Source organism: Serratia symbiotica (genome assembly GCF_000821185.2).
In the GTDB taxonomy this organism is placed as follows: Bacteria; Pseudomonadota; Gammaproteobacteria; order Enterobacterales; family Enterobacteriaceae; genus Serratia; species Serratia symbiotica.
On record NZ_CP050855.1, the window covers coordinates 1,215,070 to 1,227,304 of the forward strand.

The following is a 12,235-nucleotide window of genomic DNA, read 5'->3' on the forward strand; positions in this document are numbered from 1 at the left end:
CCTTGGTGGGTAGGCGAAATAATAGCGATATTTTCCTTATCAATACCACCGAGTAGAGCTGCTTTATAGGGTCTGTTCATTTAGCTCAGGGAAGCGACCCAGCGGATTATTGTGCAAATTTTGGCTAGAATAAACCCAAAATCGCCATAACCTTGCTATAGAAGGTTGTCGTTGCGCCGCAGATTCCCGATAATAGGCGGCTTTTATTTTTCTAGGTATCGTAATGACCGAATACATGCTCCTGTTTGTCGGTACCGTACTGGTGAACAACTTCGTCTTGGTGAAGTTTCTTGGCCTGTGTCCCTTCCTCGGCGTATCCAAGAAGCTGGAAAGTGCCATCGGCATGGGGATGGCCACCACCTTTGTTATGACGTTGGCATCTGTCAGCGCTTGGCTGATCAATACCTTTATCCTGGTTCCGCTGGATCTGGTGTATTTACGCACGCTGTCGTTCATTCTGGTGATCGCAGTGGTGGTGCAATTTACCGAGATGGTGGTGCGCAAAACCAGTCCAGCGTTGTATCGCCTGCTGGGCATCTTCCTGCCGCTGATCACCACCAACTGCGCAGTGCTCGGTGTAGCACTGCTTAACGTCAACCTGGGCTATAACTTCCTACAGTCTGCGGTGTATGGCTTCAGCGCTGCCGCTGGATTTTCTCTGGTGATGGTGCTGTTTGCTGCTATCCGCGAACGCTTGGCTGTTGCCGATGTGCCAGCACCGTTTCGTGGTTCCGCGATCGCGCTGATCACTGCCGGGTTGATGTCGCTGGCCTTTATGGGCTTTACCGGGCTGGTGAAAGGCTAATGAGCGCATTGTGGGTTGCTATTGCGGTGCTCAGTGCGCTCGGGTTGCTGTTCGGTCTGGCGCTGGGCTATGCCGCACGGCGCTTTGAGGTAGCAGAAGATCCGGTAGCCGAACAGGTCGATGATATTCTGCCGCAAAGCCAATGCGGCCAGTGCGGATACCCCGGTTGCCGCCCCTATGCCGAGGCGGTGGCCAACGGTGAGATGATCAACAAGTGCGCTCCTGGCGGCGAGCCGGTGATGCTAAAACTGGCTGAGTTGCTCAACGTAGAGCCACAGCCATTGGGCAGCGAAACTGCCGCCGAACCGGTGCGACAGGTCGCCTATATCGATGAAGCCAACTGTATCGGCTGTACCAAGTGCATTCAAGCCTGCCCGGTAGATGCCATTGTGGGGGCTACTCGTGCCATGCACACGGTGATTGCAGACCTCTGTACCGGTTGCGATCTGTGCGTCGCCCCCTGCCCTACTGACTGTATTGAAATGAGACCGATCGCTACCACTCCCGCTAACTGGAAGTGGGATATGAAGACCATCCCAGTGCAAGTGATTCATGTGGAGCAACATGTTTAAGCTGTTCGACGCATTTAAAAAAGACCGGATCTGGGATTTCAACGGTGGAATACATCCGCCGGAAATGAAGGCGCAATCTTGCTGCGTGCCACTGCGTGCCGTTCCCTTGCCAACGACCTTTGTGATCCCGCTACAGCAGCATTTGGGGCCGGAGGGCGAGTTGTGCATCACCCTCGGTGATCGAGTGCTGAAAGGCCAACCCTTGACTGTCGGTCAAGGCCGTGTGGTTCCCGTACACGCCCCGACTTCCGGCACCGTCAACGCCATCAAGCCGCATATCACCGCCCACCCCTCTGGGCTGGCAGAGCTGTGCGTGTTCATTGAGGCTGACGGCGAAGACCGCTGGGGTCAGCGCGATCCGGTGGCGAATTACCGCCAACTATCAGCGGCGGAGCTGATTCAGCGCATCCATCAAGCTGGTATTGCCGGCCTGGGGGGGGCTGGCTTCCCCACCGCCAGCAAATTGCAAAGCGGCATCAGCAGCGTGGAGACGCTGATCCTTAATGCCGCCGAGTGTGAGCCTTATATCACCGCCGACGATCGTCTAATGCAAGAGCATGCCGACCAAATTATTGAGGGTACGCAGATCCTGCGCCATGTGCTGCAACCGAAAGTCACCTTAATCGGTATCGAAGATAACAAACCAGAGGCCATTGCGGCGCTAAAGCAAGCACTGCATGGTCAACCAGGTATTGCGCTGCGGGTGATCCCGACCAAGTACCCTTCCGGTGGGGCCAAGCAACTGACCAAAATCCTCACTGGAAAAGAAGTGCCGCACGGCAAGCACTCCTCTGCCATCGGTGTGTTGATGCAGAACGTTGGTACTGCCTTCGCCATCAAACGCGCGATAGTCAACGGTGAACCATTGATTGAACGCGTGGTCACCCTGAGCGGCGAGGCGCTCAGTAAGCCAGGTAACCTGTGGGCGCGCATAGGTACGCCAGTACAGCATCTATTAGACTATGCCGGTTTCCAACCGCAGGCGCAACCGATGGTAGTGATGGGGGGGCCATTGATGGGTTTTACCCTTCCCGCCCTCAACGTACCTATTGTTAAAATCAGCAATTGCATTCTGGCCCCATCGCTCAATGAAATGTCGCCGCAAGTGCCTGAGCAGGCTTGCATCCGTTGCGGGTTGTGCGTGGATGCCTGCCCTGCGGGTTTGTTACCGCAGCAACTTTACTGGTTTAGCCGTGGCAAGGAGCATGACAAAGCGCGTAACCATAATTTGTCCGACTGCATCGAGTGCGGTGCCTGTGCGTTCGTATGCCCCAGTAATATTCCGCTGGTGCAGTACTACCGGCAAGAAAAGGCCGAGATTAAGGCCATCGATCAGGCAGCGGCACGTACCGCCGAAGCCAAAGCACGTTATGAAGCCAAGCTGGCGCGTATAGAACGTGAGAAGCTAGCACGTGAACAGCGTCACCAGAAAGCGGCCATAAAACTGACCAATGACGATCAGAATACAGTGCAAGCCGCACTGGCACGGGTGCGCAGCAAAAACGCTGAGGCAACAGCCACGACGGTTCATGGCCAGCAGCCGGATAATCGCGAGATCACCGCCGCCCGTGAAGCACGCAAGGCACAGGCGCGCGAACGCCGCGCCCAGCAGGAAACCCAGGCCAGCGCAAGCGAAGATCCGCGCAAAGCGGCGGTGGCTGCTGCACTGGCACGCGTGAAAGCTAAAAAAGAAGCGGCGCTGGCCCCCCTCCCTGTGCCAAACCCAGCAGCACCTGCTGTGGTTGAAGCAGATCCGCGCAAGGCAGCGGTAGCAGCAGCCATCGCCCGTGCTAAAGCCAAGAAAGCAGCACGGGAAGCCTCGCCTTCTGAAACCAATGAAGAGTAACCCGATTAAAGCGTATTACCCTGGCAATGAATCAGGTAGAATGCCCAGCGATAAATTTTTACAGCGCCTTGTCGTGCAGGGCGATAGAACTGCCACAAGTTTGGCAAAAGGTGTCGTTACTCTATGAAGTTCAGGCCGGTATCATCTACAGCCGCCAAAGGCTTACACATTGCCAGTTCACCTTTCACCCATAACCCGCAAAACACCCGCCGCATCATGCTGTGGGTAATGTTGGCCTGTATTCCTGGTATCGCGGCGCAGGTAGGCTTCTTTGGTTACGGCACACTCATTCAAACCGCGTTGGCGATGATAGTCGCGCTGCTGGCGGAAGCGGCCATTCTGGCGTTGCGCAAACTACCGGTGCGCCATCGGTTGGCGGACAACTCCGCGCTACTGACCGCCCTGCTGCTCGGCATCAGCTTGCCTCCGTTAGCCCCTTGGTGGATGATCGTCATCGGCACCTTTTGTGCCATCGTGATCGCCAAACAATTATACGGGGGCCTGGGGCAGAACCCGTTCAACCCGGCGATGGTCGGCTATGTGGTGCTACTGATCTCCTTCCCGGTACAGATGACCAGTTGGCTATCGCCGCACGAACTACGCGCCACGGCACTGTCATTCCAAGATACCTGGCTGATCATTTTTAGTGGGCATAGTGCTCAGGGGGCTGACATCCACGCGTTTCAGATGGCTTATGACGGCGTCAGCCAAGCCACGCCACTGGATACTTTCAAAACCGGTTTACGCAGCGGCTACCGCGTTGAACAGGTGTTACAGCAGCCGCTGTTTGGTGGTGTGCTGGCGGGCATTGGCTGGCAGTGGGTCAACCTCGGTTTTCTCGTCGGCGGCCTGTTCATGCTCGCCTGTAAGCTGATCCACTGGCAGATCCCGGTCAGCATGTTGGCAGCGCTCGCCATCTGCTCTGGGCTGGCTTGGGGATGCGATGCGGCTCACCAGGCATCGCCGCTGATTCATCTGTTCTCCGGTGCCAGCATGCTCGGCGCATTTTTTATCGCCACAGATCCGGTCAGCGCCTCAACCACGCCGAGGGGGCGCCTAATTTACGGCGCGCTAATTGGTGTGCTGGTATGGCTGATCCGCGTTTATGGCGGCTACCCGGATGGCGTGGCCTTCGCCGTGTTGTTGGCTAATATCACCGTACCGCTAATCGACCATTACACGCAGCCGCGCGTTTACGGTCATCGCTAAGGAGCCATGATGCTGAAATCAATGAAGAAACATGGCACTACGCTGGCGGTTTTCGCTGCGGTCACCACGGGTTTGACTGCTGTAGTTAACAGCCTGACGCAAAAAACCATCGCGCATCAGGCGGCACAGCAGCAAAAAGCATTGCTCGATCAGGTCGTGCCGCCGGAGAATTACGACAATAATATGCAAGCCGAGTGCTTTCTGGTCAGCGATCCGATACTGGGCAACAGCGGCCCACATCACCTGTATCTGGCGCGCAAAAATGGTCAGCCAAGCGCCGCAGCGCTAGAGACCATTGCGCCCGACGGTTACTCTGGTGCCATTCAACTGCTGGTCGGTGCTGACTTCAACGGCACCGTGCTTGGCACTCGGGTGATCGAGCATCACGAAACGCCAGGCTTAGGCGACAAAATTGAACTGCGCATATCGAATTGGATCGCCTTCTTTAGCGGCAAGAAGATCGAAAGCTCAGGTGATAAACACTGGGCTGTAAAGAAGGATGGCGGTATGTTCGATCAATTCACCGGTGCGACCATTACCCCACGTGCCGTGGTGAATGCCGTGCGGCGCACGGCATTGTATATGGAAACGTTGCCACCTAAACTGGGTAGCCTATCGGTATGTGGAACCAACAAATGAGTGAAGCAAAAGATCTGATTGTTCAGGGGTTATGGAAGAATAACTCAGCGCTGGTGCAACTGCTGGGAATGTGTCCACTGTTGGCGGTGACCTCCACGGTCACCAACGCCCTTGGGCTGGGCCTAGCAACCACTTTAGTACTGACGCTGACCAATGCCTCCATTTCGGCGGTACGCCGCTGGGTGCCAAGTGAAGTACGCATCCCGATTTATGTGATGATTATCGCGGCGGTGGTCAGTATCGTGCAAATGCTGATCAACGCCTACACCTTTGGCCTTTACCAGTCTTTGGGGATCTTTATTCCGCTGATCGTCACCAACTGCATCGTGGTTGGCCGCGCTGAGGCAGTAGCGGCTAAGAAGTCTATTGGCCTGTCGGCACTAGATGGTATGGCCATCGGTTTCGGTGCGACTAGCGTAATGGTGACGTTAGGCGCGATGCGCGAGCTGCTAAGCAAAGGCACGCTGTTTGATGGTGCCGATATGCTGCTGGGCAGTTGGGCAAAGTTGATGCGTATCGAGGTAGTGCATTTTGATAGCCCATTTCTGCTAGCAATGCTGCCGCCAGGGGCCTTTATCGGCCTGGGTCTGCTGCTGGCGCTGAAGTACCTGATAGACGAGAAGATGAAGGTACGTAAGGCTCAGGCCAGCATTCCCGTCGCAATGTTGGCAGTAGAATGCACAGAGAAAGTCCGATGAATAAACTCAAGCGACTGGAAATTCTTACCCGGCTGCGCGACAACAACCCGCATCCGACCACTGAGCTGGTGTATACCACGCCGTTTGAGTTGCTGATTGCAGTGCTGCTTTCTGCACAGGCCACTGATGTCAGCGTCAATAAGGCGACGGCAAAGCTGTATCCAGTCGCCAATACGCCGGCCGCCCTGCTGGCGCTGGGTGTCGATGGCGTCAAGGCGTACATCAAGACCATCGGCCTGTTCAACAGCAAGGCTGAAAATGTGATTAGAACCTGCCGCAGGTTGCTGGAACTGCACGGCGGTGAAGTCCCCGAAGACCGCGCCGCGTTGGAGGCGCTGCCAGGCGTAGGCCGTAAAACTGCCAATGTGGTGCTGAACACCGCCTTTGGTTGGCCAACCATTGCCGTAGATACCCATATCTTCCGCGTCTGCAACCGCACGCATTTCGCACCGGGAAAAAACGTCGATATGGTCGAGGAAAAGTTGCTGAAGGTGGTTCCTGCCGAGTTCAAGGTCGACTGCCACCACTGGCTGATCCTGCATGGGCGCTACACCTGCGTTGCGAGAAAGCCCCGCTGTGGTTCCTGCGTTATCGAAGATCTGTGCGAGTTTAAAGAAAAGGTTTACCCCGGCGCTTAATGCTCCGAGCAACCAAACTGCCTTCGCTTCCTCCTGGTTCTCTTCCCAGTCACTGCGTGTTTTTATCAAATATGTGATATCGAGCAGTAAATGTTGCTGCATGATGAAAATTTCAGTAGAAAAAACCTTGTAGCGATATTTCAAGTGAAAATTCAGCCCAATATTGTGGAGAATGTCACGTTTCCGTTATTATAAATGCCATTTCGCTTTTTTATATTCACCCAATATTTCATGGGCATGTTATTCTAAAGAGAGATTCACTTTCCCAGCTTTAGATTAAAAAAACAATTCAGCACAATCAATTAACCTGATTCTTTATGTCGGAATAAAAATTCAGAAAATAATAAAAGATAACATTGAAAAGCCGTGAAAATAAATGGCCGTATTATGTGTAACTGAATATGATAATCCCCTTGTTTCGTTGGTAAAGATAGTGAACATTAATCGCCACTCTTCGATCCTATAACAATGCGGAAAGATGCAGTTACGCATCATCTTTTACCCTTTCCCGTCTTTCCGAGTCGGGCCGTGAAAAATTAGAGGTATCAATGTCAACAGCAAACAACAGCAGCAGTGAACAAACGGGAATCATTAGCCTAAATGCTTTCAAACAACCTAAGGCGTTCTATTTGATCTTCTCGATCGAACTCTGGGAGCGCTTCGGTTTTTACGGCCTGCAAGGCATCATGGCGGTTTATCTGGTCAAGATGCTTGGCCTCAGCGAAGCCGAGTCTATCACCCTGTACTCCTCCTTCAGCGCGCTGGTGTTTGGCTTTGTCGCCATTGGCGGCTGGCTGGGCGATATCGTGCTGGGTAGCAAACGCGTGATCGTGCTGGGCGCATTGGTACTGGCGCTCGGTTACGCCATGGTAGCCTACTCCGGTCATGAGGTTTTCTGGGTTTATCTGGGCATGGCAACCATTGCCGTGGGCAGCGGCCTATTCAAAGCCAACCCGTCATCCTTGCTCTCTACCTGCTATGAGCGGCATGATCCACGCCTCGATGGCGCATTCACCATGTACTATATGTCGGTAAATATCGGTTCCTTCTTCTCGATGCTGGCTACCCCGTGGCTGGCGGTGCACTACGGCTGGAGCGTTGCCTTTTCCCTGAGTGTGGTGGGTTTGCTGATCACCTTGGTCAACTTTATGCTTTGTCGCCAGTGGGTAAAAAAATACGGTTCCAAGCCGGACTTCAAACCACTGCACCTAATGAAGCTGCTGGCAGTGCTGGTCGGTGTGATCGCCCTGGTCGCGGTTTCCAACTGGTTGCTGCACAACCAGATGATCGCCCGCTGGGCGCTAGCCATCATCTCGGTTGGCATTGTCGTCATCTTCACCAAAGAGACTTTTACGCTGCACGGTGCCGCACGCCGCAAGATGATTGTCGCCTTCCTGCTGATGCTGGAAGCGGTAGTGTTCTTTGTACTGTACAGCCAGATGCCCACTTCGTTGAACTTCTTCGCTATTCACAATGTTGAACACAATATCCTCGGTATCGCGTTTCAACCTGAGCAATACCAGGCACTAAACCCGTTCTGGATCATGTTGGCTAGCCCGATTCTGGCGGCACTGTACAATAAGATGGGTGACCGCTTGCCTATGCCGCACAAGTTCGCATTCGGTATGGTGCTATGCTCCTGCGCCTTTTTGGTACTGCCGTGGGGTGCCAGCTTTGCCGACGATCATGGCATTCTTTCCGTGAACTGGCTGATCCTGAGCTATGCGCTACAAAGCATCGGTGAACTGATGATCTCCGGCCTGGGTCTGGCGATGGTGGCCCATCTGGCGCCACAGCGCCTGATGGGCTTCATCATGGGGTCTTGGTTCCTGACCAGCGCTGCCGCTGCACTGATCGCCGGTAAAGTTGCTGCTTTGACCGCAGTGCCGACTGACATCCACAATGCTCACACTTCGTTGGCCATCTACAGCCATGTGTTTATGCAAATCGGTATTGCCACCGCAGTAATGGCTATCCTGATGATACTGACCGCGCCTAAGCTGTACCGCATGACGTTGGACACCGCCGAAGATACCAACATGAAGGCGCTGGCCGCTGCTGACTGACATTCGCTATCATGAAACAGTCACCAAAATAAGAGGTTTACCCTATCTGTCACCGATCACTACCGAGGAGCTAGCGATGAAACTGTTCTATAAAGCGGGTGCCTGTTCTCTGTCTGCGCATATCGTCCTGTGTGAGGCTGGCCTGGATTTTACGGCGGAAAAAGTTGATTTGGTGCAGAAGAAAACCGAGAGCGGTGCAGATTATCTGAGCATCAACCCTAAAGGACAAGTGCCAGCATTGCTGCTTGATGACGGCAGTCTGCTGACCGAGGGCGTGGCCATCGTACAATATTTGGCTGACCGCGTGCCGGATCGCGATCTGATGCCAGCGGCAGGCACCCTGTCGCGCTACCATGCGATTGAATGGCTGAACTACATTGCTACCGAGCTGCACAAGGGATTCAGTCCACTGTTCAATCCTAAAACGCCAGATGAGTACCAGGCCATCGCACGAACCAAGCTTGAGCAACAGTTCAACTATTTGGACTCAGTGCTAGCTAAACAGCACTACCTGCTAGGAAGCCGTTTCAGCGTGGCAGATACCTATCTGTTTACCGTGCTGCGCTGGGCGATGACCTTGCAGTTTAATACCAAACACTATGCCCATCTGATTGCTTGGTTTGATCGCATCGCCGCGCGGCCAGCAGTCATTGCGGCATTAAACGCCGAAGGGTTGAAGTAGGCTGTGTCCGGTAAATATCACGGCCCCGGTTCAGGGGCTGTTTACAATTTCACCGCTTTAAATTCACAGCGCGGTTGTACGATCATATCCTGTGCGGCAACAACCTGCAGTTCATATTCCCCCATTTGCTGAGTTGTCAGTATCACCTCATACACTGCGGCAGCGGTGTGCTCCAATGCCTTGTCCAGTGTCTTTCCTTTTAACAAATTCACCAATAACAGGCCGCTGGTCAGGTCGCCCACGCCAACTGGCTGCCGCGTACCGAAGTCTACCAGCGGTCGGCTGATGTGCCAGGCTTCATCCGCCGTTACCAGCAGCATTTCGAAAAAATCCTGACGATAACCGGCGCGGCTTAGATGCTTGACCAACACTCGCTTAGGCCCTTGGGCGATCAAAGCATGAGCAGCGCTCACCGCCTGGCCCACATTGCAGATCTCCCGCTGGCTCAACAGTTCCAGCTCCAGTAGATTTGGCGCGATGATGTCGCTGCACGGCAGCGACTGCTGACAGTGGAACTCAGCCACACCCGGTGCCACGATACAGCCCTTTTCAGGGTGCCCCATGACCGGATCGCAGAAATACCAGGCGTTCGGATTAGCTAGCTTGACCTGACGCACAATCGCTAAAATATGGCTACCTTGTTCCGCCGAGCCGATATAGCCACTCAGTACCGCATCACAATGCTTCAGTTGATCAATATCGGCGATCCCCTGAACGATTTCGCTGAGGTGGTTAGCCGACATCACGCAGCCAGCCCATTTGCCGTACTGGGTATGATTGGAAAATTGCACGGTGTTTAGCGGCCAGACGTTAACACCCATGCGGCGCATGGGAAAAACCGTCGCGCTGTTACCGGCATGACCAAACACCACATGTGACTGGATAGAAAGAATGTTTTTCATCTCACCGTGCCTTGCTAAAAATAAAGGGGCCGCCAAGCATCTTGTTCTAATTATTTCCAGTCCACCAGGCAATAATGCTTTTTACCGCGACGCAGCAACGTGTAACGGCCAAACAGGCGGTCTGCATCGCTGAAGGTGTATTCTGCGTTGGATTGCTTCTCGCCGTTGATGCTCACCGCATTAGAAACGATCATGGTGCGCGCCTGGCCGCGCGACGGCACCAATTCAGCATTCACCAGCGCCTGTTGCAGATCAGCATCCCCTGAAAGCTTGATAGTTGGCATGCCGTCCTGCGCCAACTGGGCAAAATCCGCCTCGGTCAGGTCGTGTAACACACCGGAAAATAGGCTCTGAGTGATACGCTTAGCAGCAGCTAAACCTTCGGCACCGTGCACCATGCCAGTCACTTCCTCCGCCAGCACGTACTGGGCGCGCGGTGCCTGGTCGCTGTTCTTGTCTTCTTCTTCTAACGCATTGATGTCTGCCAGGTTCAGGAAGGTGAAAAACTTCAGGAAACGGTAAACATCGGCATCTGCCGTGTTGATCCAAAATTGGTAGAATTTGTAGGGGCTAGTTTTCTCTGCCGATAGCCAGACTGCGCCACCTTCGGTTTTGCCAAACTTGGTGCCATCCGCTTTGGTGATCAGCGGCACAGTCAGGCCGAACACGGGTTTCTGATGCATGCGCCGGGTCAGATCGATTCCAGAGGTGATATTGCCCCATTGATCAGAACCGCCGATCTGCAACTCTACCTGATGGCGGTGATACAACTCGCTGAAATCAAAACCTTGCAACAGGTTGTAGGAGAATTCAGTGAAGGAGATACCAGAGTCATCACGATTCAGACGCTGCTTGACCGCTTCCTTGTTGATCATCTGGTTCACAGAGAAATGTTTGCCGATGTCGCGCAGGAAAGTCAGCACGTTCATGCCGCCGTACCAATCATAATTGTTGGCGGCGATGGCGCTGTTGCTACCGCAGTCAAAATCAAGGAACGGAGAAACCTGCTGGCGGATTTTCTCCCCCCACTGGCTCACCGTCTCGCTGGTATTTAGCTTGCGTTCAGTTGCCTTAAAGCTAGGATCACCGATCAAGCCGGTGGCCCCCCCCACCAACGCGACCGGCTTATGACCTGCCAATTGGAAACGCTTCAGGCACAGCAAGGGAACCAGATGGCCCAAATGCAAGCTGTCCGCAGTCGGATCGAAACCGCAATACAGTGCAATTGGCCCTTGCGCCAGTCGCTCTATTAATGCTTCCTCATCCGTTACCTGGGCAACGAGGCCCCGCTCTTGCAGTTGTTTAATCAAGTTGCTGCTTGCCATCAATGACTCCATGTATAAACGAATGCACCTTTGCCGGTACAAGCTCTTTCGCCCTGCAGCGAAAAAAAATCAGGGTAGCGCATAGGATAAAGCGCTGCCGATGCCAGTGCCAGCGCTCAACAGGGATTTTCTTTCTTCAGGGCGCTAGGCGGTCAATTTTCCAGTCATTTCCGCTCCGCTGATACAGGAAACGGTCATGCAGACGGTAGGCACCGCCCTGCCAGAATTCGACTGAATCGACTTTTACACGAAATCCTCCCCAAAAACTCGGCAATGGTACCTCACCTTGCTGGAATTTATGCTTCAGTTCGAGGAATTTGCTTTCCAGCACGCCGCGTGTGGAGATGCGCGATGACTGTTGGGAAACCCAAGCACCAATCTGGCTGTCTTTCGGTCGGCTGTGAAAGTACTTCAGCACCTCCAGCGTTGTCAGGCGTTCCACTCTGCCGAGGAAGATCACCTGGCGTTCAAGCATGTGCCACGGGAACAGCAGGCTGATATGCGGATTTTGCGCCAGTTGCTGCGCTTTGCGGCTGCCCAGGTTGGTATAAAACACTAACCCTTTATCATCAAAATGTTTCAACAACACGATGCGCTGATAAGGTTGTCCATTTTCGTCTACGGTAGCAACGCACATGGCGGTAGGATCGGCCAGACGTGCATCGCAGGCTTGCTTCAACCAACGTTCGAACAGGTCAAGCGGATTGACACTCAGATCGTTGCGACGCAGGCCGCCTCTGGTGTATTCACAACGCAGGTTCGCAATATCAAACCCATTGTTTCCATTCATAAGCTTTACCAACCAGTCGAAAAATGTGGTTACATGCTGAAGCGCTCTAATGCCACCATCAGC

At 53.8% G+C, this 12,235-nt stretch carries 12 protein-coding genes; 9 read left to right on the forward strand and 3 right to left on the reverse strand.

Annotated features, from left to right (window positions below):
* Positions 1 to 223: 223 nt before the first annotated feature.
* The 9 genes from rsxA (at position 224) to gstA (ending at position 9,155) form a co-directional block, all read left to right on the forward strand.
* The gene (gene rsxA / locus SYMBAF_RS06145; RefSeq protein ID WP_006708052.1) at positions 224 to 805 is read left to right on the forward strand and encodes an electron transport complex subunit RsxA; all 582 of its coding nucleotides are present in this window, start codon (positions 224 to 226) and stop codon (positions 803 to 805) included.
* Positions 805 to 1,377: an electron transport complex subunit RsxB gene (gene rsxB, locus SYMBAF_RS06150; RefSeq protein ID WP_040265943.1), complete on the forward strand. Its 573-nt coding sequence runs from the start codon at positions 805 to 807 to the stop codon at positions 1,375 to 1,377. Before rsxA ends, rsxB begins: the two co-directional genes overlap by 1 nt.
* Positions 1,370 to 3,223: an electron transport complex subunit RsxC gene (gene rsxC / locus SYMBAF_RS06155; RefSeq protein WP_040265942.1), complete on the forward strand. Its 1,854-nt coding sequence runs from the start codon at positions 1,370 to 1,372 to the stop codon at positions 3,221 to 3,223. Before rsxB ends, rsxC begins: the two co-directional genes overlap by 8 nt.
* Before the next feature lie 123 nt (positions 3,224 to 3,346).
* Positions 3,347 to 4,432, forward strand: coding sequence for an electron transport complex subunit RsxD (rsxD, locus tag SYMBAF_RS06160; protein WP_040265940.1), 1,086 nt, complete (start codon positions 3,347 to 3,349; stop codon positions 4,430 to 4,432).
* A gap of 9 nt (positions 4,433 to 4,441) precedes the next feature.
* The gene (gene rsxG / locus SYMBAF_RS06165; RefSeq protein ID WP_040265938.1) at positions 4,442 to 5,071 is read left to right on the forward strand and encodes an electron transport complex subunit RsxG; all 630 of its coding nucleotides are present in this window, start codon (positions 4,442 to 4,444) and stop codon (positions 5,069 to 5,071) included.
* Positions 5,068 to 5,769, forward strand: a complete 702-nt coding sequence (locus SYMBAF_RS06170) for an electron transport complex subunit E (protein ID WP_040265936.1) — start codon at positions 5,068 to 5,070, stop codon at positions 5,767 to 5,769. The genes rsxG and SYMBAF_RS06170 overlap by 4 nt, the downstream gene beginning before the upstream one ends.
* On the forward strand, positions 5,766 to 6,407 hold the full coding sequence (nth, locus tag SYMBAF_RS06175; RefSeq protein ID WP_040265935.1) for an endonuclease III: 642 nt from the start codon (positions 5,766 to 5,768) through the stop codon (positions 6,405 to 6,407). Before SYMBAF_RS06170 ends, nth begins: the two co-directional genes overlap by 4 nt.
* 548 nt (positions 6,408 to 6,955) lie before the next feature.
* Entirely contained in the window at positions 6,956 to 8,473 is a 1,518-nt protein-coding gene (gene dtpA, locus SYMBAF_RS06180) for a dipeptide/tripeptide permease DtpA (protein ID WP_040265933.1), read from the forward strand.
* A gap of 76 nt (positions 8,474 to 8,549) precedes the next feature.
* Positions 8,550 to 9,155 (forward strand): glutathione transferase GstA, encoded by a 606-nt coding sequence (gstA, locus tag SYMBAF_RS06185; protein ID WP_040265931.1) that lies wholly within the window; start codon positions 8,550 to 8,552, stop codon positions 9,153 to 9,155.
* A 41-nt stretch (positions 9,156 to 9,196) separates the two neighbouring features.
* Here the strand turns inward: gstA and pdxY are convergent, their stop codons facing one another.
* From pdxY to pdxH, 3 genes are all read right to left on the reverse strand, one after another.
* On the reverse strand, positions 9,197 to 10,057 hold the full coding sequence (gene pdxY, locus SYMBAF_RS06190) for a pyridoxal kinase PdxY (RefSeq protein ID WP_040265929.1): 861 nt from the start codon (positions 10,055 to 10,057) through the stop codon (positions 9,197 to 9,199).
* A gap of 50 nt (positions 10,058 to 10,107) precedes the next feature.
* Positions 10,108 to 11,382, reverse strand: a complete 1,275-nt coding sequence (tyrS, locus tag SYMBAF_RS06195) for a tyrosine--tRNA ligase (protein WP_040265927.1) — start codon at positions 11,380 to 11,382, stop codon at positions 10,108 to 10,110.
* Positions 11,383 to 11,518: 136 nt separating this feature from the next.
* Complete coding sequence (gene pdxH, locus SYMBAF_RS06200) at positions 11,519 to 12,172, reverse strand: pyridoxamine 5'-phosphate oxidase (RefSeq protein WP_040266268.1); 654 nt, start codon at positions 12,170 to 12,172, stop codon at positions 11,519 to 11,521.
* Between the last annotated feature and the right edge of the window lie 63 nt (positions 12,173 to 12,235).

What these genes read in the sequence shown, in the direction of transcription:
- rsxC (WP_040265942.1), top strand. Translation starts at nt 1,370, where the DNA reads ATGTTTAAGCTGTTCGACGCATTTAAAAAAGACCGGATCTGGGATTTC.
- SYMBAF_RS06170 (WP_040265936.1), top strand. Translation starts at nt 5,068, where the DNA reads ATGAGTGAAGCAAAAGATCTGATTGTTCAGGGGTTATGGAAGAATAAC.
- pdxH (WP_040266268.1), bottom strand. Translation starts at nt 12,172, where the DNA reads ATGAATGGAAACAATGGGTTTGATATTGCGAACCTGCGTTGTGAATAC.
- nth (WP_040265935.1), top strand. Translation starts at nt 5,766, where the DNA reads ATGAATAAACTCAAGCGACTGGAAATTCTTACCCGGCTGCGCGACAAC.
- rsxG (WP_040265938.1), top strand. Translation starts at nt 4,442, where the DNA reads ATGCTGAAATCAATGAAGAAACATGGCACTACGCTGGCGGTTTTCGCT.
- rsxA (WP_006708052.1), top strand. Translation starts at nt 224, where the DNA reads ATGACCGAATACATGCTCCTGTTTGTCGGTACCGTACTGGTGAACAAC.
- tyrS (WP_040265927.1), bottom strand. Translation starts at nt 11,382, where the DNA reads ATGGCAAGCAGCAACTTGATTAAACAACTGCAAGAGCGGGGCCTCGTT.
- pdxY (WP_040265929.1), bottom strand. Translation starts at nt 10,057, where the DNA reads ATGAAAAACATTCTTTCTATCCAGTCACATGTGGTGTTTGGTCATGCC.
- dtpA (WP_040265933.1), top strand. Translation starts at nt 6,956, where the DNA reads ATGTCAACAGCAAACAACAGCAGCAGTGAACAAACGGGAATCATTAGC.
- rsxD (WP_040265940.1), top strand. Translation starts at nt 3,347, where the DNA reads ATGAAGTTCAGGCCGGTATCATCTACAGCCGCCAAAGGCTTACACATT.
- gstA (WP_040265931.1), top strand. Translation starts at nt 8,550, where the DNA reads ATGAAACTGTTCTATAAAGCGGGTGCCTGTTCTCTGTCTGCGCATATC.
- rsxB (WP_040265943.1), top strand. Translation starts at nt 805, where the DNA reads ATGAGCGCATTGTGGGTTGCTATTGCGGTGCTCAGTGCGCTCGGGTTG.